Raw genomic sequence first — 19,777 nt, forward strand, 5'->3', positions numbered from 1 at the left:
CCTTATGTAAACCTCGTTGGATAACGAAAAGGGGGATATCCTATGCGCAAGGCGAAACGATTCGGCACAGGGCTTATCTGTTTGACCTTGTTCGGCAGCTTGTTGGCGGCATGCGGCGGGGGGGCGGCGACGACCTCGGAGCCGAATGAAAGCGCTGCCGCCGATCCGAACGGAACGACGGCGGAGACGCCTTCCGATAACGCGGCACCCGCCGAGAAAGTCACGATCTCGCTGCTGACGGATAATACGCAGGATGCGGTGGCCGGCGCGAAAGCGTTGATCGAAGCGTTCCAGGCGAAATACCCGAACGTAACGGTGGAACACGAGACGCGTCCGCAAGGCAGCGAAGGCGACAACTTCGTGAAGACGCGCCTGGCGACCGGCGATATGAACGACGTATTTTTCTACAACTCCGGTTCGTTAATGCAAGCGTTGAACCCGGAGCTCAATATGGCGGACCTGACGAACGAGCCGTTCCAAGCGGACGTCGTCGATTCGTTCAAGCCGACCGTCACGTTCAACGGCAAAATTTACGGCGCGCCGGTCGGTTCGACCATGGGCGGCGGCTGGTTTTATAACAAGAAAATTTACGCCGACCTCGGCTTGTCCGTTCCGAAAACCTGGGATGAGCTGATGGCGAACAACGATAAGATCAAAGCGGCCGGCATGACGCCGATTATAGGGTCTTATAAGGAGACCTGGACGTCCCAGCTGATCATGCTTGCGGATTACTACAACGTGCAGGCGCAGGTTCCGACGTTCGCGGACGATTATACCGCCAATAAGGCGAAATACGCGTCGACGCCCGCCGCGCTGCGAAGCTTCGAGAAGCTGGAGGAGACGGTCGGTTATATGAACAAGGATTTCTTGGCGACGACCTACGACGGCGGTCTGAAGATGCTCGCGGAAGGCCAAGGCGCGCATTACCCGATGCTCACGTTCGCCGTACCGGCCATCGTGCAGAACAGCCCGGACAAGATCGACGACATCGGCTTCTTCGCGCAGCCGGGCGATTCCGCGGACCGGAACGGCCTTACGGTATGGATGCCGGGAGCCGCCTATGTATACAAGAACGGCGAGCATATCGAAGAAGCGAAGCGGTTCGCGGCGTTCGTCGCCTCCGTCGAAGGCATCGCGGCGCTCTCCAAGGTATCGAAGCCTTCCGGGCCATACGTCGTCAAAGGCGCGGTCATGCCGGACGACACGCCGCAGGTCATCTTGGATATGCTGCCGTATTTCGAGAACGACCGGACGGCTCCGGCTCTGGAATTTTTATCTCCGATCAAGGGTCCGAACTTGGAGCAAATTACGGTCGAGGTCGGCTCCGGCTTGCGATCTGCCGCGGACGCCGCGGCGATGTACGACAAGGACGTGGAAAAGCAAGCGCAGCAGCTCGGGCTTGAAGGCTGGTAATCGACGGAATCGACGATTCGCGTTCGGCCCTGCCGCGTCGGCGCGGGGCCGAACCTATCCTACAAGCGTTGAGGGGGGAAAAAGATGAACAAGGTCGTCAAGCGGACCTATTCCTATTATTTTTTGATTCCGGCGGCCGTCATCTACCTCGTCATCTTCATTCTGCCTACCGTGATGTCCTTCTTCTTCAGCATGACGAGGTGGACGCTGGCGGAATGGGAGTTCATCGGATTTCAAAACTTCGCGACCTTCTTCCAAGAGCAGTCGCTCAGCATCGGCTTCCGAAACACCTTCGTGTACGCGGTCGTTACGTGCGGCTTGAAAGTGGTCCTCGGCTTGCTGCTCGGGGTGTTCCTCACGAGCGGCCTCAAGACGAAAGGGTATTTGAGATCGGTCGTGTTCTTTCCGACGTTAGTGAGCACGATCGCCGTCGGGATCGCCTTCGGCATGATGATGCACCCGACGCAGGGGTTGTTGAATACAGCGCTTGCCGCCGTCGGCATTCCCGGTCCGGACTGGCTCGGGAACGTTCGGATCGCTCTGCTGTCCGTAGCGCTCGTCGACGTCTGGAAGGGCGTCGGGTTCGCGACGGTCATCTACATCGCCGGCATCATGTCCATCCCGGAGGAGTATTCCGAAGCGCTGCAGATCGACGGAGGCAACGCGTTCGATAAGTTTTGGAACATCATCGTACCGCTCAGCCGGCCGGCGACGAACGCCGTTATCATCCTCGCGTTCATCGGGGGCCTTCGCTCCTTCGACCTGATCTGGACGATGACGAAGGGCGGTCCGGGCTTCGCGACGGATTTGATCGCCTCTATTATTTATAAGCAGTATCAAGCCGGGTTTTACGGTCTGTCCACCGCGGGCAACGTGATCTTATTCCTGTTCGTCACGCTGCTGGTCTACCCGCTGACGATGTACTTGAACCGGAAAGAGGTGGATCTATGAGCCGGAAACTGCGAACGTTCGGAATCGAGGCGGTCGCGGTGCTGCTTTCCGTCGCGATCTTTTGGGTGCCGCTCTATTTCGTCTTCGTGAACGCCTTGAAGGATAGCAAGGAAGCGTCCGAGCTGACGATCGACTGGCCTTCTTCCATTCACTTGTGGAGCAATGTGAAAGAAGTCGTTACGGCCCGCGATTTCATGCTGGTGCGGGCTTTCTACAACAGTGCGGCATTAACGGTCTTATCGATCGTCGTCCTGGTGTTCGTTTGCGCGATGGCGGCTTTCGTCATGCAGCGCAGGCAGGACCGGTTTACGCCGTGGATCACGTTCTTCGTGCTCGCGGGCCTCATTATCCCGCCGTCGATCGTACCGACGATTTGGGTGCTCGACGGCATCGGCTTGTTCAAGACGATGACCGGGATCGTCTCGGTCGAGGTGGCGCTGGGCATCTCGTTCGCGACGCTGCTGTACCGGAACTTCATGGCGAGCATTCCGCGGGAGATCGACGAGGCCGCGATCATGGACGGCTGCGGCGGCTTTCGATTGTTTTTCGGCATGATTTTGCCGCTGCTGCAGCCCGTGACGGCCACGATCGTCGTGACGTCGTCCGTTACGATTTTCAACGATTTCACCAATCCGCTGTACTTCTTCCCGGGCTCGAAAAACGCGACGGTTCAATTGACTTTATATAACTTCATGAGCCAGTTCGTTTCTCAATATAACCTGTTATTTATGAACATCTTGCTCATTACGATTCCGCCGCTCCTGTTGTTCATTTTCTTTAATAAGAAAATCGTCGCCGGCATGACGGCCGGCTCCGTGAAAGGATGAACGGAAAGGACCTCCGGGCGGCTAAAGCCCGGAGGTCCCTTTTTTTACTCGTAGTCCTCGACGCGCCACTCGTCCTTCCAGTCGAGATACGCCATCTTCCCGTCGAACCGGAACGGCAGCCAGACGTAATCCGCCTTCGTCGTATCGACCGGCTGGAAGTGATCGACCGTCGGATCGAGTCCTCGGTTCGGATTGAAGATGCGATCGAACGCATCCGCCGCTTCTTCGTACGTCCTCGGGTTGCCCGGCGTATGTTCGGTCACCCAGCGGTCCGCCAACGCGATATACAGATCCTTCTTGTGCGGATGCTTGAATACGGAACAGATCTGGGAACCGAAGGACGTTCTGGAGTCGTCGCCGACATGCGGATCGCCCAGCACCTCGAACGGACCGTGATACAGCTTGGAGCAAGCGACCTCGGACGGATTCGGGAAGTACCCGGTCGTGCCGGAGGTCACGAGATAATGCAAGCCGTCGCGGAAGAAATGCGCCGGCGCCTCCCGCACGTACGGCGGATGCGGCTGCGGGAAATGGGTGGAATAATATCCGGTGACATCCGTATAGTCGTCGGTTAAGTCCGCGCAAATCATCTCGCTGTGCACGCGTTCGAAGTAATAATACGCTTTGCCGTCGCTCGGATTGACGACCAAGTCGAAATCGCCGGCGCTCATGCCGAGCGGCTTGAGGCCGTCCCTTACCATCGTGTAAGGGCCTAGGATGTCGTCGGCGACCAGTACGGTCGACTTCTGAGAGGCGTCCGGCTGCATGATCTTCAGCCAGCAGACGTACTTTTTCGTAAATCGGTTATAAATGATGTGCGGGCGATCCACGAGCTTCGACGGATGCAGGGAGGATGCCGGATCGTCCGGCTCGGGCGGAATGATCAGCCCTCGATCCTCCCAGTTGTACAAATCCTTCGACGCGTAGCAGCGGACGCCCCAGTGCCAGACGCCGCTGCCGGGCGCGGATTTTTCCTTGTTTTCGCCGTACCAATAGAAGGTGCCGTCGACATGAAGAATGGAGCCGCCGTGCGCATGAATTCGTTTGCCCTCCGTATCCAACCACGTTTGTCCCGGTCGAATGCTGCGATAAGTCATCGTTCCGTCCCCCTCGTATGATCCGTTATGCCGTACTGCCGTTATGCAAAATCATCATAATACGGCGCCGGGCGGCTGTATATTTCACATTGTTTGGTTTTCTTTTCTTCTGTTTGGAAGGTGAGCGTTCTTGTTTCGATCCTCGGCGCGTGCTATTTTGAGGAGAAACGCGGTATTACCCGCAGCGAGGAGGTGGCGTCGAATGACGATCCAGCAGCTGAAATACGCGATCGCCATCGTGAAGCACGGCTCCATGAACGAGGCTGCCAGGCGGCTGTTCGTTTCTCAGCCGAGCTTATCGAATGCGATCAAGGAGTTGGAGGACGAGCTCGGCTTCGCGATTTTCGAGCGGTCCAACAAGGGGATCCGGCTGTCCGGCGACGGCGCGGAGTTTCTGCGATACGCTCGGCAGGTGGTCGAGCAGGCGGAGCTGCTGGAGAGCCGGTATTTGAATAAGAAACCGTCTCCCCAGCACTTCTCGGTTTCGACGCAGCATTACGCGTTCGCGGTGAACGCGTTCGTCAGTCTCGTGCAGGAGCACGGACAGGAGGAGTACGAGCTCTCGCTTCGGGAGACGAAGACGTACGACATTATCGAAGACGTGAAGAGCTTCCGGAGCGAGCTCGGCATCTTGTATTTGAACGAGTTTAACGAGAAGGTCATCGAGAAGCTGCTGAGGGCCGCGAATTTGCAGTTCCACACGCTGTTCGTCGCGAGGCCGCACATCTTCATCAGCGTTCATAATCCGTTGGCCAAGCAGTCGATCGTCACGATCGACCAGTTAAGCCGATACCCGTATTTGTTTTTCGAGCAGGGAGAATACAACTCCTTCCATTTCTCGGAAGAGATTCTCAGCACGATGACCCATCCGAAGAGCATTCGCGTCAGCGACCGGGCGACGCTCTTCAACTTGTTGATCGGCCTGAACGGATACACCATCTCGACCGGCGTGCTGAGCGCCGATCTGAACGGCAACGAGATTATCCCCGTTCCGCTGGATTGCGAAGAGACGATCCGCGTCGGGTGGATCGCGCACCGGAACTCGTCGTTATCGACGCTCGGAGCGGCGTACGTCGAGTGTTTGAAGCGGGCGATCGCTCAATAAACTCACCGTTATAGCTTTAGGCTATAGCTAGGAATAGCATTTAGCAGTTACCCGATCGCGGATCGGTCATGATACGTTGTTGGTAACAACCAGCAGAGGAGTTTGGGAATCATGGCGAAGAGCGGCGCGTTAGGGTATCCGCGGATCGGCGCGGGCCGAGAGTGGAAGAAGGCGTTGGAGGCGTATTGGGCGGGGAAGCTGGAGGAGCCGGAATTTCACGCCCGGCTGCGGGAGATCCGGCTCGACCGGCTGCGGAAGCAGCGGCGGAAGGGCATCGATTTCATTGCGGTGAACGATTTCAGTTATTACGATCATGTGCTCGATACGGCCGCGATGTTCGGTCTCGTGCCGAGCCGCTTCCCGTACGAGGGCGGCGTCGTCCCGCTGTCGGCGTACTACGGCATGGCTCGGGGCACGGAAGACGCGGCGGCTTGCGAGATGACGAAGTGGTTTAATACCAACTACCACTACATCGTCCCCGAGCTGGACGGAGCGTCGCCGGCGCTGACGGAGAATAAGCCCCTTCTAGCGTACCGGGAAGCGAAGGAGTCGCTCGGCATCGAAGGCCGGCCCGTGCTCCTTGGTCCGCTCACCTTCCTGAAGCTGTCGAAGGGATACGCCCCCGAGGAGCTCGACCGGTGGCTCGACCGCCTTGTCCCGCTGTACGTGCAAGTGCTGCGGGAGTTGGAAGCGGAAGGCGTCGAATGGGTTCAGATCGACGAGCCGATCGTCGTCGCCGCGTTGGACGAAGCCGATACCGAGCGGTTGAAGTCGATCTATGCGACGTTCGCCGCTTCGGCCCCGAAGCTGAACGTCATGCTGCAGACGTATTTCGAGTCGGTCGAGCGGTACGCCGATATCGTCGCGCTTCCGGTGCAGGGCATCGGACTCGACTTCGTGCACGGACGCTCCGGCAATCTGGCGGCGATGCGGGCGCACGGGTTTCCGGCGGACAAGACGTTGGGCGCGGGCGTCATCGACGGCCGAGGCATTTGGAAGACGCCGCTTCGCGACCGGCTCGCGCTGCTGGATACGCTCGCCGACTTCGCGCCTCATGAACGGTTGGTGGTACAGACGTCCTGCAGCTTGCTGCATGTTCCGATCTCGGTCGAAGGGGAGACGCGCCTCCCCGCGGAGCTTCGGGACGCGCTGGCGTTCGCGGACGAGAAGCTGGACGAGCTCGCGCGCATAACGAAGGCGTTCTCCGGTCGGAGTCCGCAGGCGGAAGCGGGGCTGAGCGATTACGACCGCGCTTCCTCGGCGCTGGCGCTGTCCGGCGCGCGCCGCCGAACGGACGTGCGGCGGGCGGTGGCCGCGATTCGCGAAACCGAGGCGCGCCGGAGCCGGCCGTTCCCGGAACGTTACGCCGCGCAGCAAGCGAGGTGGCGACTGCCTCTGCTTCCTACGACGACGATCGGCAGCTTCCCGCAATCCGCGGACGTCCGGCAGGCTCGGAGCCGATTTCGGAGCGGCGCGTGGAGCCGGGAACGGTACGAACGTTTCATTCGGGAGCAGATCGAGCGCTGGGTCAAGCTGCAGGAGGACATCGGGTTGGACGTGCTCGTACACGGCGAATTCGAACGCACCGACATGGTCGAGTTTTTCGGCGAGAAGCTCGAGGGATTCGCGTTTACGCAGAACGGTTGGGTGCAGTCCTACGGGTCGCGCTGCGTCAAGCCTCCGATCATCTACGGGGACGTGGCGTTCCGGCAGGCGATGACGGTCGAAGAGACGACGTATGCCCAGTCGTTGACCGCACGCCCCGTGAAGGGGATGCTGACGGGGCCGATTACGATATTGAATTGGTCGTTCGTTCGCGACGATCTCGAGCGCAGGGAGGTCGCCTACCAACTGGCCTACGCGCTTCGGCAGGAGGTCGAGGCGCTCGAGCGGGCCGGGATCGGCATGATCCAAGTCGACGAGCCTGCGATCCGGGAGGGGCTTCCGCTCAAAGCGAAGGACCGATCCGCCTACGCCGATTGGGCGGTCGAGGCGTTCCGCATAGTTACCTGCACCGTGAAGGACGAGACGCAAATCCACACGCATATGTGCTACTGCGAATTCCATCACATGATCGACGCGATCGAGGCGATGGACGCGGACGTCATCTCGATCGAGACGTCGCGAAGCCATGGGGAGTTGATTCAAAGCTTCGAGACGAACACGTACGCGAAGGGGATCGGTCTAGGCGTATACGATATTCACAGCCCTCGCGTCCCGGCGGTCCGGGAGATGACGGATCTGATCGACCGCGCGCTGCGCGCGCTGGACCCCAAGCTGTTCTGGATCAACCCCGACTGCGGGTTGAAGACGAGAGGCCTCGAGGAGACGATGGAGTCGCTGCGCCATATGATCGAAGCGGCGCGGATCGCCAGAGCGAAGTATGCGTCCGCGACCGCCTGGGGCGTCTGATCCGCAATCCAAAAAGAAGAGACAAGGAATCCAAAGAAAACGTCGTATACACAAGTTCCGCCCCCTCTTTATAATGAAGACACCACAAGATCTTTAGCGAAAAGGGGAGTCTCCATGCCGATCAATGAGACACTAGTAACGGAAGCGGAACGTCTGACGCCGAAGCTTCGGGAAGCCGAGATCGCGCCTCGCGCTCTGGTCGACGCCGTCCCCGATCCGGACGCGTTCCAAGGCTGGCGCATGGAGCCGGCGGGCGACTACGAAGGCCTCTCCGGACGCGCGTTCGGGAAGGGCGAGAGCTTCGTCTTGGACTTCGGCGACCACCAGGTCGGCTACGTCTCGTTCGCCGCGGAAGCGGTCGGCAGCCCGCCGGACGCGCCGCTGAAGCTGAAGCTCGTCTTCGGCGAGATGCCGTGCGAGATCGGAGAGAATTTCGCCGAATACGACGGATGGCTGAGCAGCTCCTGGCTGCAGGAGGAGACGATGTACCTCGACGTCCTGCCGGCCGCCGTGACGCTGCCGAGAAGGTATTGCTTCCGATATATGAAAGTCACGGTCGTCGACGCTTCGCCGAAATACCGGGCGCGGTTCGCGGACTTCCGATGCGCGGCGGTCACGTCGGCCGACGTCTCGAACGTGCCGCCGCTTCCGGACGGCGTGCCGGACGATCTGGCCGCGATGGACAGGATCGCGGTCAAGACGTTGCAGGATTGCATGCAGACGGTGTACGAGGACGGTCCGAAGCGGGACCGCCGGCTGTGGATCGGCGACCTGCGGCTGCAGGCGCAGGCGAACTACGTCACTTTCCGAGATCGGGACGTGGTGAAGCGGTGCTTGTACTTATTCGGCGGCATGCCGCTCGAGAGCGGGGCGGTCGGCGCCTGCGTCTTCGAGAAGCCGCATCCGCATGTCGACGATACGCGGCTGTACGACTACTCCCTGTTTTTCGTCGCGACGCTGCACGATTATTACGAGGCGACCGGCGACCGCGAAGCGCTGGCGGCGCTGTGGCCGATCGCCTTGCGGCAGCTGAAGCTTGGCGCGGAACGGCTGGACGAGCGCGGCGTCGTGACGGACGACCCGTCCTGGTGGTGCTTCATCGACTGGCAGGGCGATCTGAATAAGCAGGCATCCGCGCAGGCGGTGCTGATTTATTGCTTGAAGCGGGGGCTCGCGCTCGCGGAAGCGGCCGGCGACGGCGAAGCGGCCGCTTGGATCTCGGAGACGACGCATCTTGCGTCGGAGGCGGCGATGTCCCGCCTCTGGGATGCCGAACAGGGCGTCTTCGTCAGCGGTGCGGACGCGCAAGTGTCGTGGGCGTCGCAGGTATGGATGACGCTGGGCGGGGTGCTTGCGCCTGCGGAAGCGTCGGCGTTGTTCGACCGCTTGTTCGCGAACCCGCCCGAAGTCGGCATGAACACGCCGTACATGTACCACCATTACATCGAAGCGTTGTTCGAATGCGGCAAGTCGGACAAGGCTTGGGCGGAGATGCGGGCGTATTGGGGCGAGATGATGCGGGACGGGGCGGACACGTTCTGGGAGCTGTATAACCCGAACGACAAGAAATTTTCCCCGTACGGCAGCAATCTGATCAACAGCTACTGCCACGCCTGGAGCTGCACGCCGACGTATTTCATCCGCAAGTACTGGAACCGAACGAAATAAAGGAAGTTCCGGCCCAAAACCCGACGCGGGGTTGGGTCTTTTTCCGCTTCTATAGATTCGATAAGGAAAGGGCGTATTCGCAGCATGCAACTCGCGTTCCGATGGCTGAAGTCTTTGCGCATCTTCCCGAAGCTCGTCCTCGCCTTCCTGCTCGCGTTAGGGCCGATCTATTACATCGGCTTGACGATGAACCGTTCGGGAGCGGAGCATGTGCGGGCGGAAATCGGGAATTCGCTCATGTCCCGCGTAAATTTATATACCGAAATTTTGGACGTCGACTTCGACCGCACGATCCGCCTCATGCAAGAGTTCGTCAACGACGTCGACCTGCTCGAGCTGAGCGTCGCGCACGAGGTCATGACGGACATCGAGCGGACGGAGGCGGTGCTGCGCGTGAAGCATCGGATCGACCTGCTTCGCCAATCGAGCGTCTTCGTCCGGAGCGCTTTCGCGATGATTCCGTCGCTCGACCGGACGATCTCCTCCGAAGTGACGGCCATTACCGAGCTGGAGCGGGATCAGCTCGAGGCGCTGCTCCAAATCAAGAACCTATACGAATCTCCGTTCCTCGAATGGAACGGCCGCCTCTTCATCAGCGTGCCGTATCCGGATGCGGGCACGGCGAAGACGCCGCTGTTCGTCGTCGCGGTCGAGGTGTCCAAGGCCGAGCTGACGAAAGCGCTCGAGCGGTTTACGAGCGAGGGCGGCGGCGCCGTGCTGACGGGCCGGCGCATCCCGTGGACGGTCGACGGCGGGCTCGAGGCGGATCGGGCGCAGGCGCTCCGGAAGGAGCTGGAGCGGCTCGGCGTCTCCGCCTCCGGCGAGGCGCGGACCGTTACGGTCGGCGGCGTCTCTTACTTGCTTTCCCAGCAAGCGTCCGACCGGCTGGACGTCACGATGAGCATGTTCGTGCCGTCGGAGCAGATCGAAGCGCCGCTTCGCGATTCCCAGCGCTGGCTCATCGTGTTGTCGGCGGCGTCCGTCGCGTTGGTGATCACCTTTTCCTACAGCATCTATCGTATGATCCATCGCCCCTTGAAGTCGTTCATGCAAGCGTTCCGCAGGCTCGAGCAGGGCAACTTCAACGTCGAGCTGCGCTATTCGTTCCAGGACGAGTTCGGCTATCTCTACGATCAATTCAACGCGACCGTACGGCAGCTGAACGTCCTCGTCCACGAAGTGTACGAGCAGCAGTACCGCGCCCGGCTGTCCGAGCTGCGCCATCTGCAGTCTCAGATCAATCCGCACTTCTTGTACAATACATACTTCTTGTTGTATCGGATGGCGCAGCGCAAAGACTTCGATAACGTCGTGCCGCTGACGAAGCATCTCGGCGAATATTTCCAATACATTACCCGCGACGGCATGGACGAGGTGCCGTACGAGGCGGAGGCCGCGCACGCCAAGACTTATATGGATATCCAGTCGATTCGGTTCGAGGATCGCATCCAAGCCGCGTTCGAGCCGTTGCCCGAGGGGGCGGGCGCCGTCCTCGTGCCGAGACTCGTGCTGCAGCCGATCATCGAGAACGCGTACAAGCATGCCCTCGAGAAAAAGGAAAGCGACGCCCGACTCGTCGTCGTCACGGAGTTGATCGACGACGTCTTGCGCGTCAAGGTGATAGACAACGGCGATCGGATGACGCCGGAGCTCGCCGAGGAGCTGCAAGCGATGCTGGATCGATCGGACGACGCGATCGAGACGACGGGACTCGTTAACGTGCACCGCCGGCTTCGGATCAAATACGGCGAGAACGCGGGGCTCCGGCTCCGTCCCGCCGAACCGCAAGGATTAAGCGTGGAAATGAGAATCCCCTGGGAGGAGAACGCCGGATGATCAAGCTGCTGATCGTAGACGACGAGCCGTACACGGTCGACGGGCTATACGATATGCTATCCGAGATCGAGGAATTTCCTTTAGAGCTCTACACCGCTACTTCCGCGAAGGACGCGATCGGGCGGCTGACTCGGACGCGGATGGATATCGTCATCAGCGATATTCAGATGCCGGGCATGGACGGCCTCGAGCTGCAGCGGTGGATCGCGAGCCGTTGGCCGCGGTGCAAGGTGATCTTCCTGACGGGCTACGGCCATATTCAATACGCGCAGCAGGCCATACGGGGCGGCGGGGTCGACTATATCCTGAAGACGGAGGGCGACGAGGCGATCGTGCGCAGCGTCCGCGCCGCCATCGAAGCGATCCGCGAGGAAGCGGAGAACGACCGATTCCTGCTGCGCGCGAAGACGCAGCTGCAGCATGCGCTGCCGGTGCTGCGGAAGGAATGGTTTTACGAGCTGACGGACCCGAAGACGGGCGCGCATGCGCCGAGTCCCGCGAAGCTCGAGCAATTGAGAAGCGACCTGTCGGCGGAGGAGCCGGCCTTGCTCGTCGGCGGACGCGTCGACCGTTGGAGGGAAGACGACGGCTTCGCGGAGCAAGCGTTGTTGATGTACGCGATCCAGAACATTTCGGAGGAATACCTGTCGCAGGTGCGCTTGCTGCCGATTCTGCTCGAGGGGGGCGAATTCGCGTGGCTCATCCAACCGAGACCGGAAACCGACGCCGCGGAAGCCGACGCCATGGAGCCGGCCGTTCCGGACAAGGACGTCTGGGAGGACACGCTTCGCTATGCGCTGGCGACGATGGAGAGCGTGCAGGCCGCTTGCCGCGACGTCCTCAAGCTGCCGGTCTCGTTGGTGTGCGCCGGGTCGCCGGAGCCATGGAGCCGCATGGCTGCGGCGTACGGCCGAATGAAGCGGACGATGATCCTAGGTCTCGGAAGCGGGGAAGAGATGCTCATTTCCTCCTGCGCCGAAGAGGAAAGCTCCGGCGGCTCCGACCGGTATCGCCGAAGCGTCGCGGAGCTGGAGCGATGTCTCGAGGCGAACGACGAGGCAGAGTTTCGCCGCGTCGCGGAAGACGTATTCCGCGGCTTGCCGAACCGCTTCGGCCTGTACGCCCAGGCGTACTTCAGCGTCGCCGTCCTGCTGCTCGAGCAGCAGAACAAGCTGGAGGCGCACCTGGACGAGCCGTCGACGTCGGCGTCCGTCCAAGAGCTGCAAAGCTTACTGGACCTATCGGCGCACCGGTCGAAGGAAGAGGCGCTCCGCGCGCTGCTGTCGACCGCGGAGAAGCTGTTCGCCCGCCGCAAGTCGATGCAGGACGAGCGCACGCATCGCGTGATCGGGAAGCTCAACCACTATATCCGAGACCACCTGTCGGAGGACCTGTCGCTCGATACGCTCGCGGATCTCGTCTTCATGAACGCGTCGTATTTATCTAATCTGTATAAACAATACACAGGGAAAAACATCTCGGATACGATTACCGAGCAACGGATCGAGAAGGCGAAGGAGCTGCTGCTGCACACGCCTTATAAAATTCACGAAGTGGCGGAGCGGATGGGCTTCGGCACGGCGGCGTATTTCACGAGATACTTCAAGCGGCATGTGGGCGTCACGCCGCAGGAGTTCCGCGGCTGACGGGAGCCGCCCGCCCGGGAGGCCCTTTGCTTCTTGCCCCTTGCCGCACATGCACAAACGGAAGATAAGGAACCTAAAGACTTGGAAATATACGCGGAATCCCCCCGGTTTTATACTGAAAGCGTAACCAGAAATCGCCTCAGACACGTCGATTAAGGGAGGATTCAGAGACATGAAAAACAATTATCGTTGGACGGCGGCGCTTGCCGCGCTGCTGTGCTTCAGCCTCGTTGCGACCGCATGCGGCACCGGGGGCGGCTCCAAGGAAGAGACGGCGTCCGGGACGGGCGACGAGCAGCCCGCCGCCGCCGAAGGGAGCGGGGACGCGGCGAATGCGCCCGCCGCGCCGGCGGCCGACGCGGACCCGTATTTCGGGAAATACGATCCGCCGATCGAAATTTCGACGGTGCGCATTATCGGCGAGCTCAAGTTTAAGGACGGCGAGGATATCGACAACAACCAATGGACGCGTACGCTGTCCGAGCGGCTCGGCATCAAGGTCAACAACCAGTGGGTCGTGAAGAACGAGCAGGGCGCGGAGAAGATGAACGTAACGATCGCTTCGGGCGATCTGCCGGATTTCTTCCAAGTGAACGCGACGCAGCTGAACCAGCTCGTGGAAGCCGGCCAAGTGATGGACATTACGGACGTCTACGAGAAGCACGCCACCCCGCTCGTGAAGGGCTTCATGAACGACGCGACGAACGCGCTCGCCTCCGCCGCGTTCGACGGCAGGCTGATGGCGTTCCCGAGCCCGGGCTCCACGCTGGACGCGTCGCCGATCCTATGGATCCGCAAGGATTGGTTGGATCGGCTCGGCCTCCCCGAGCCGAAGTCGATGAACGACGTGCTGGCTATCGCCGAAGCGTTCGCGGCGAAGGATCCCGACGGCAACGGCCAGAACGACACGTACGGCCTGGCGCTTATGAAAAACCTGTACGGAGCCTACGGCGCGCTCGAAGGCTTCATGAACGGTTATAACGCCTACCCGCAAACGTGGGTGAAGGCGGCCGACGGCACGCTCGCGTTCGGCAGCGTGCAGCCGGAGATGAAGACGGCGCTCGCCGCGCTGCAGACGATGTTCAAGAACGGGCTCATCGACCGCGAGTTCGGCGTCAAGGACGAAGCGAAAGCCGGGGAACTGGCCGCCTCCGGCAAGGTCGGCATGACGTACGGCGCGATGTGGATTTCGCTCGACATGCTGAAGAACAGCAAAGCGAACGACCCGAACGCCGATTGGCAGGCGTATCCGCTCGTGAACGAAAGCGGCGCCTTGGCGAACGCGCAAATTCCGTCGCTCGCGGTAGGCTCCTATTACGTCGTTCGCAAGGATGCCGAGCATCCGGAAGCGCTCATCAAAATGCTGAACCTGTTCGGCGAGCTGCAGTTCGGTCCGGATACGCCGGCGGACGTCTGGCAGGCGCACTCGAAGGTCGACGGCATCGAAGTATGGCCGTATTATCCGTTCCTCGTCGGGCAGCCGAACAAAAACCTCGGCATCCACAAGCGCGTCGTCGAGGCGCTCGACAAGAAGGATCCGACCGGGCTGAACGCGGAAGAGACGGATGCGTACAACAACAGCTTGGCGGTCGAAGAAGGCCGAGGCGACCCGAACGCATGGGGCTACGACAAGGTGTTCGGCCGCAAGGGCTCTTACGAAGTGATTAAGCGTTACGTCGAAAACGACCTGCTCAAGCCGGGCGAGTTCTACGGCGTGAACACGCCGACGATGGCGGAGCGCGGCGAGACGCTGAAGAAAATGGAGATCGAGACGTTCACGAAGATCATTCTCGGCGACTCCATCGATACGTTCGATAAATTCGTCGAGGATTGGAAGAAGCTCGGCGGCGATCGGATGACGCAAGAAGTCAACGAGTGGTATACATCCAGATAACTTCTTAATAAGGAAAAGACAGAGTGCCGGGGTCCTTCCTCGGCATTCTGCGTTTTCCGGGGAGGAGGAATTCCATGACGAAGAAAATTCAATGGCCGCTGCACCTCATGATTTTGCCCGCGCTGCTCTTGATCCTCGTGTACAGTTACGGTCCGATGTTCGGGATCGTCATCGCGTTCCAGAAATTCATTCCCGCGCGCGGCTTGGGAGGTTCCGCGTGGGTCGGTTGGGACAACTTCCAATACGTCATGGCGATGCCGGATTCGCTTCGCGTGCTTCGGAACACCGTCTTTATCGCCGTCATGAAGATGGCCGCGAATCTCGTCGTGCCGATTACGATCGCGCTGCTCTTGAACGAAGTCCGCAAAGAAGCGTTCAAGCGCAGTTTTCAAACCTTGGTGTACTTGCCTCACTTCTTGTCTTGGATTTTGCTCGGCGGCATTCTGATCGACGTCCTGTCCCCGTCCGTCGGCATCGTTAATCAGTTCCTGGGGACGTTCGGCGTCGAGCCGATCTACTTCCTCGGCGATCGGTCCTGGTTTCCGTTCGTGCTGGTCGGGACCGATACGTGGAAGGAGTTCGGGTACAACACGATCGTCTATTTGGCCGCCATTACGGGCATTAACCCGGCGTTGTACGAAGCGGCCATCGTCGACGGCGCGAACCGGTGGAAGCAGACGCTGCATATCACGCTGCCGGGCATGGCGCCGATCATCGTCCTGTTGTCCGTACTGAGCCTCGGCAACGTGCTCAACGCCGGCTTCGATCAAGTGTTTAATCTGTACAGCCCTCAGGTGTACGAGACGGGCGACATTATCGACACGTTCGTCTATCGGCTCGGGTTGGTCGACGCGCAATATTCCGTCGCGACGGCGGTCGGACTGTTCAAGTCCGTCGTGTCGCTGGCGTTCATTCTGATTTCTTATTTGCTCGCGTACCGGCTGGCGAACTATAGAATTTTCTAGAGAAAGGAGCGGATCGGCGTGGTGGAACCATACTCGTTCGGTCGAAGGTTGTTCGTCGGCTTTAACTACGCGTTCCTTACGGCATTATCGTTCCTGTGCCTATTTCCGATCGTTCACGTGCTGGCCGTCTCCTTCAGCTCCAATGCGGCGGCCGCCGGCGGCTTCGTCAAGCTGTGGCCGGTCGGGTTTACGACGGCCTCGTACGAATACGTCCTGATGCAGGGCGAATTTCTCGATGCGCTGCTGGTGACGCTGCAGCGGGTCGGCATCGGCGTAACCGTCAATATGTTTCTTACGATCTTAGTAGCGTACCCGCTGTCGAAAGAGGCGAGCGCGTTCAAGTCGAGAACCGCGTACGCTTGGATATTCGTCGTTACGATCTTGTTTAACGGCGGCCTGATTCCGGTTTATATGACCGTAAAATATACGGGACTGTTGGATTCGATCTGGGCGTTGGTGCTCCCGGGAGCCGTGCCCGTATTCAATGTGATCCTGCTGCTCAACTTCTTCCGGAACTTGCCGAGGGAGATGGAAGAGGCGGCGTTCATGGACGGCGCAGGTCAATGGACGACGATGTGGCGCATCTTCGTGCCGCTGTCGCTCCCGGCGCTTGCGACGATTACGTTGTTCGCGACCGTCAATCATTGGAATTCCTGGTTCGACGGGCTGATCTTCATGAATCGGCCGGAGCATTATCCGCTGCAAAGCTATTTGCAGACCGTCGTCGTGCAGCAGGATTTATCGGACATCGCCTCGCAGGATCTCGATTTGCTCGCCGAGATCAACGACCGGACGTTCAAGGCGGCTCAGATTTTCCTAGGGGCGCTTCCGATCCTGCTGGTATATCCGTTCTTGCAGCGTTATTTCGTGAAGGGCATCGTGCTCGGCAGCGTGAAGGAATAACTTACGTATTCGTGCATCTTCTGCCCGAGCTGTCGCATCATCCCGAGCAGCGCTTTAAGCTTCAAGAAGCAGCGAGAGCGTTCCTCGCGGGGCCGATTTCACTGTCCAGCCCGGCTCCCTCGTTTACGACCGAGTCTTACGGCGATGCGATAGAGCTTCGGTCCGGAATCTGCTCGTTGCTAGCGCCGATGAAGCCGGCGACGATCGAGGAGACGTACGTTCTCCGCGAGCGAAGCGCGGAATAACGGAGCGGGAAAGCATGGTTTTAAGCAATGCTCCCGGTGACGTGCGTTTTCTGGCTTCCGGGAAGAGGGGAAGTAAGGTAGAACGCTAGTTCATTTAGGGAGCCGTGGAGTACGTATATCGATGATTTTGTTTTACAGTTAAATCTGCGAAAAGGAAATGTAAATGGAATATTGTAAGCATTTCTTGTTCGTTGTACATGGTACTCTCCATCAAGTAGCCCAAAAATGGATATCGCCGCCCAGGTCGGCTACAATCATTCCATCTCGTTCATTCGGATGTTCAAGAAGTATTCCGGCATGACGCCCGGCGACTTCCGCCGGCGGCGCGTAGCGTTCTCCCGGCCTCTTCGAGCGTCCCCGCACAAAGTCTAGGTCTCCCCTGTGCCGCAGCCGATTCACGAATCGCCCGTTTCCTGTTACAATGAAGCGGCACGACTCAGTGGAAGTCTCGGAATGGGGAATATCGATCGGATGGATAGCATAGCGGAGTTTTTAAAACAGTTCGGCGCGTTAGGGTTGTTCGTACATTCGATGATCGACGCGATCTTCTTTCCGATTCCGGCGTTCTTCACGCAGGTTTCGTTAAGCATGATCGATCCGCAGGCAGCGCTTCAATTGGCCACGGTCGGGTTCATCGGTTGCTTGCTGGGAACGCCGGTCGGTTACGGCATCGGCAGGCTGTCGGGCAAGGTGCTGCTTCATAAATTTCTGAAGAAGAAGTGGGTCGACTCGGCGACCGCCATGTTCGGCAAGAACGGAGAAGCCGCCGTCATGATCGGCGCGTTCACGCCCATCCCCTTTAAGGTATTTACGATATTGTCCGGGGGCTTGAATTTCCCGTTGTGGAAGCTGATGGTCTACGCCGCGATCGGGCGGGCCGCGAAGTTTTACATCGTCGGCAGCCTGTTTTATATGTACGGTCGGGCGGCCGAAGGCATGGTGAAGCAGGTGTCTATGTACGTCTTCCTCATCGCCGTGCCGGTGCTGCTGATAGGGTTGTTCGTCAAGCGAAAGCTGGCGAACCGCGCGAAAGCGAAAGGAGCGGCAGGCGGGAAGGCGACGGTGGCGGCTCAGGCTTCGCATAGCGAAGAGGCATAATCGAGCGGTTGATCAGGCCGATGCGGCGACGCATCGGCCTGAATTCATTTTCGCCGGGAACGATGGATTAAATTGGCGGCCGGGCGTTAATCCTGAAGAGGATACCGACCGTGGAGGAGAAGTCTTTGGTTCCTAGGCATCAGACCGAGGTGATCGTCGTCGGCGCCGGTTTAGCCGGGTTAACCGCCGCATTGGAATTGATGTCGCATCAGGTTTCCTTCGTCTTGTTAGAGGCGCGCGACCGGGTCGGCGGGCGAGTGTACAGCCGAGCGGAGGACGGCGTCGTCGTCGATTACGGCGCCCAATGGGTGTCGTCCAAGCAGCCTCGGATGACGGAGCTGCTGCGTCGGTTCGGGCTGACGACGACGCCGACGCACACGGAGGGGCGCGTGTTCTATGAGCTGCTCGGCCGCCGGCGCGCGTCGGCGTCCGGAACGCCGCCGTTGCCCGCGCCTTCCCTCTTGGACGTGCTTCGATTGCGGAAGCGGCTGCGCGATCTGGAGCGGCGAATCGACTTGCAGGCGCCATGGAAGTCGAAGGAGGCCGAACAATGGGACGCCGTCACGCTTCGATCGTGGCTGGATCGGACGATGTTTTCCAAGTACGGGAAGGCGCTCTACGAGGTCATTGCGGAGGAAGCGCTGTGCGGGGAGCTAGGCGAATTTTCGCTGCTGGACGCGGTTTGGTCGTCGGCGTCGTGCGGCGGACACGACGAGATTCTTACGGCGGAACAGCGCTGGATCGCGGAAGGCGCACAGGCGCTGCCGGAGCGGATGGCGGCGGCGCTCGGCGATTCGGTACGGCTGAACGCCCCGGTACGCGCCGTCGAGTGGACGGAGCACTCGGTGACGGTGCGGACGGATCGCGAAGCTTGGGAGGGGAAGCGGGCGATTCTCGCGATGCCTCCGACGTTCGCGGGTCGCATTCTGTATGATCCCGCGCTGCCGTATTTGCGGGATCAGCTGACGCAGCGGGCGGGACAAGGCGCCGTCATGAAGTTTATCGTCGCATTCGAGAAGGCGTTCTGGCGGGACGCGGGGTTGAGCGGCGAGGCCTATATGGACCAAGGTCCGATCCGGCTCACGATGGACAGCTCGTTGCCAGGGCGGGGCAAGGGCGTGCTGACCGCGCTCGCTACGGGGAAGGGCGCGCGCACGCTCGGTTTACTGCGCCGAGAGGAACGACAAGCGGTCGTGTTGCGAAGCTTGTCGGTGCCGTTCGGCGCCGAAGCGCTTCGGCCGATCGCGTTCCACGAGAAGGATTGGATGTCCGATCCATGGTCGAGGGGCGGGTACGCCGCGCATATCCCGCCGGGCGTCCTGACGCAGCTCGGTCCCGCGCTGCTGCAGCCCGTCGGGCCGATCCATTGGGCCGGCACCGAGACCGCGACCGTGTGGCGGTCCTACATGGAAGGGGCCGTACAATCGGGGGAGCGGGCGGCGGCCGAGGTGCTGCGGGCGATCCGGCCGTAAGGGACCGCATCGGGCGAAGGCCCGGTCCGGTCCTTCCTTGCGTTCGGCGAGCAGAGTCTTAAGAGTAGGCGGTCGATATTCGAGAAAGAATGTACGTCCTACCGAAGGAAAGCGCGGATTCGCGCTTACAAGCGGAAGCTTCCGTCTAAATGCAATTAGACTAGAAGGTGGACACGCCGTAAGTGAAGACCTGTTACAATAAAAACAATTAATCAGGTCGAGGTGTGCCATGGGAGAAATCCGAC

General features: G+C 60.0%; 16 protein-coding genes. 15 read left to right on the forward strand and 1 reads right to left on the reverse strand.

Features of this window, described 5'->3' with window-relative positions:
* Positions 1–42 precede the first annotated feature (42 nt).
* The 3 genes from FE782_RS28950 to FE782_RS28960 all read left to right on the forward strand — a co-directional run bounded on the left by FE782_RS28950 (position 43) and on the right by FE782_RS28960 (position 3,191).
* The gene (locus tag FE782_RS28950) at positions 43–1,413 is read left to right on the forward strand and encodes an ABC transporter substrate-binding protein (RefSeq protein WP_138197839.1); all 1,371 of its coding nucleotides are present in this window, start codon (positions 43–45) and stop codon (positions 1,411–1,413) included.
* Between the two features lie 84 nt (positions 1,414–1,497).
* Positions 1,498–2,364, forward strand: a complete 867-nt coding sequence (locus FE782_RS28955) for a carbohydrate ABC transporter permease (protein ID WP_138197840.1) — start codon at positions 1,498–1,500, stop codon at positions 2,362–2,364.
* Entirely contained in the window at positions 2,361–3,191 is an 831-nt protein-coding gene (locus FE782_RS28960; RefSeq protein ID WP_138197841.1) for a carbohydrate ABC transporter permease, read from the forward strand. Before FE782_RS28955 ends, FE782_RS28960 begins: the two co-directional genes overlap by 4 nt.
* A gap of 44 nt (positions 3,192–3,235) precedes the next feature.
* Here FE782_RS28960 and FE782_RS28965 read toward each other — a convergent pair whose 3' ends face one another.
* Complete coding sequence (locus FE782_RS28965) at positions 3,236–4,288, reverse strand: family 43 glycosylhydrolase (RefSeq protein WP_138197842.1); 1,053 nt, start codon at positions 4,286–4,288, stop codon at positions 3,236–3,238.
* A 202-nt stretch (positions 4,289–4,490) separates the two neighbouring features.
* Between FE782_RS28965 and FE782_RS28970 the strand changes: the two genes are divergently transcribed.
* From FE782_RS28970 to FE782_RS29025, 12 genes are all read left to right on the forward strand, one after another.
* On the forward strand, positions 4,491–5,393 hold the full coding sequence (locus FE782_RS28970; protein WP_138197843.1) for a LysR family transcriptional regulator: 903 nt from the start codon (positions 4,491–4,493) through the stop codon (positions 5,391–5,393).
* A 111-nt stretch (positions 5,394–5,504) separates the two neighbouring features.
* The gene (gene metE / locus FE782_RS28975) at positions 5,505–7,805 is read left to right on the forward strand and encodes a 5-methyltetrahydropteroyltriglutamate--homocysteine S-methyltransferase (RefSeq protein WP_138197844.1); all 2,301 of its coding nucleotides are present in this window, start codon (positions 5,505–5,507) and stop codon (positions 7,803–7,805) included.
* Positions 7,806–7,919: 114 nt separating this feature from the next.
* Positions 7,920–9,473 carry an alpha-L-rhamnosidase-related protein gene (locus tag FE782_RS28980; protein ID WP_138197845.1) on the forward strand — a complete coding sequence of 518 codons (1,554 nt, stop codon included), beginning with the start codon at positions 7,920–7,922 and terminating at the stop codon, positions 9,471–9,473.
* An 84-nt stretch (positions 9,474–9,557) separates the two neighbouring features.
* The gene (locus tag FE782_RS28985) at positions 9,558–11,309 is read left to right on the forward strand and encodes a sensor histidine kinase (protein WP_138197846.1); all 1,752 of its coding nucleotides are present in this window, start codon (positions 9,558–9,560) and stop codon (positions 11,307–11,309) included.
* A complete protein-coding gene (locus FE782_RS28990) occupies positions 11,306–12,955 on the forward strand; it encodes a response regulator transcription factor (protein WP_138197847.1) in 1,650 nt (549 codons plus the stop codon). Before FE782_RS28985 ends, FE782_RS28990 begins: the two co-directional genes overlap by 4 nt.
* A 172-nt stretch (positions 12,956–13,127) precedes the next feature.
* The gene (locus tag FE782_RS28995; protein ID WP_138197848.1) at positions 13,128–14,849 is read left to right on the forward strand and encodes an extracellular solute-binding protein; all 1,722 of its coding nucleotides are present in this window, start codon (positions 13,128–13,130) and stop codon (positions 14,847–14,849) included.
* Between the two features lie 74 nt (positions 14,850–14,923).
* Positions 14,924–15,814: an ABC transporter permease gene (locus FE782_RS29000; RefSeq protein ID WP_138197849.1), complete on the forward strand. Its 891-nt coding sequence runs from the start codon at positions 14,924–14,926 to the stop codon at positions 15,812–15,814.
* A gap of 18 nt (positions 15,815–15,832) precedes the next feature.
* Entirely contained in the window at positions 15,833–16,717 is an 885-nt protein-coding gene (locus tag FE782_RS29005) for a carbohydrate ABC transporter permease (protein WP_138197850.1), read from the forward strand.
* An 11-nt stretch (positions 16,718–16,728) separates the two neighbouring features.
* Complete coding sequence (locus FE782_RS29010; protein ID WP_138197851.1) at positions 16,729–16,962, forward strand: hypothetical protein; 234 nt, start codon at positions 16,729–16,731, stop codon at positions 16,960–16,962.
* 225 nt (positions 16,963–17,187) lie between these two features.
* A complete protein-coding gene (locus tag FE782_RS29015) occupies positions 17,188–17,334 on the forward strand; it encodes a helix-turn-helix domain-containing protein (protein ID WP_138197852.1) in 147 nt (48 codons plus the stop codon).
* Between the two features lie 99 nt (positions 17,335–17,433).
* Positions 17,434–18,060, forward strand: coding sequence for a YqaA family protein (locus FE782_RS29020; protein WP_138197853.1), 627 nt, complete (start codon positions 17,434–17,436; stop codon positions 18,058–18,060).
* Positions 18,061–18,185: 125 nt separating this feature from the next.
* Complete coding sequence (locus FE782_RS29025; RefSeq protein WP_158299604.1) at positions 18,186–19,532, forward strand: flavin monoamine oxidase family protein; 1,347 nt, start codon at positions 18,186–18,188, stop codon at positions 19,530–19,532.
* The last annotated feature ends 245 nt before the right edge of the window (positions 19,533–19,777 follow it).

It is taken from the genome of Paenibacillus antri (assembly GCF_005765165.1).
Classification (GTDB): domain Bacteria; phylum Bacillota; class Bacilli; order Paenibacillales; family YIM-B00363; genus Paenibacillus_AE; species Paenibacillus_AE antri.

Excerpts from the sequence above, each read along its gene's own strand:
- FE782_RS28950 (WP_138197839.1), top strand. The coding sequence starts at position 43 with ATGCGCAAGGCGAAACGATTCGGCACAGGGCTTATCTGTTTGACCTTG.
- FE782_RS28955 (WP_138197840.1), top strand. The coding sequence starts at position 1,498 with ATGAACAAGGTCGTCAAGCGGACCTATTCCTATTATTTTTTGATTCCG.
- FE782_RS28960 (WP_138197841.1), top strand. The coding sequence starts at position 2,361 with ATGAGCCGGAAACTGCGAACGTTCGGAATCGAGGCGGTCGCGGTGCTG.
- FE782_RS28965 (WP_138197842.1), bottom strand. The coding sequence starts at position 4,288 with ATGACTTATCGCAGCATTCGACCGGGACAAACGTGGTTGGATACGGAG.
- FE782_RS28970 (WP_138197843.1), top strand. The coding sequence starts at position 4,491 with ATGACGATCCAGCAGCTGAAATACGCGATCGCCATCGTGAAGCACGGC.
- metE (WP_138197844.1), top strand. The coding sequence starts at position 5,505 with ATGGCGAAGAGCGGCGCGTTAGGGTATCCGCGGATCGGCGCGGGCCGA.
- FE782_RS28980 (WP_138197845.1), top strand. The coding sequence starts at position 7,920 with ATGCCGATCAATGAGACACTAGTAACGGAAGCGGAACGTCTGACGCCG.
- FE782_RS28985 (WP_138197846.1), top strand. The coding sequence starts at position 9,558 with ATGCAACTCGCGTTCCGATGGCTGAAGTCTTTGCGCATCTTCCCGAAG.
- FE782_RS28990 (WP_138197847.1), top strand. The coding sequence starts at position 11,306 with ATGATCAAGCTGCTGATCGTAGACGACGAGCCGTACACGGTCGACGGG.
- FE782_RS28995 (WP_138197848.1), top strand. The coding sequence starts at position 13,128 with ATGAAAAACAATTATCGTTGGACGGCGGCGCTTGCCGCGCTGCTGTGC.
- FE782_RS29000 (WP_138197849.1), top strand. The coding sequence starts at position 14,924 with ATGACGAAGAAAATTCAATGGCCGCTGCACCTCATGATTTTGCCCGCG.
- FE782_RS29015 (WP_138197852.1), top strand. The coding sequence starts at position 17,188 with ATGGATATCGCCGCCCAGGTCGGCTACAATCATTCCATCTCGTTCATT.
- FE782_RS29020 (WP_138197853.1), top strand. The coding sequence starts at position 17,434 with ATGGATAGCATAGCGGAGTTTTTAAAACAGTTCGGCGCGTTAGGGTTG.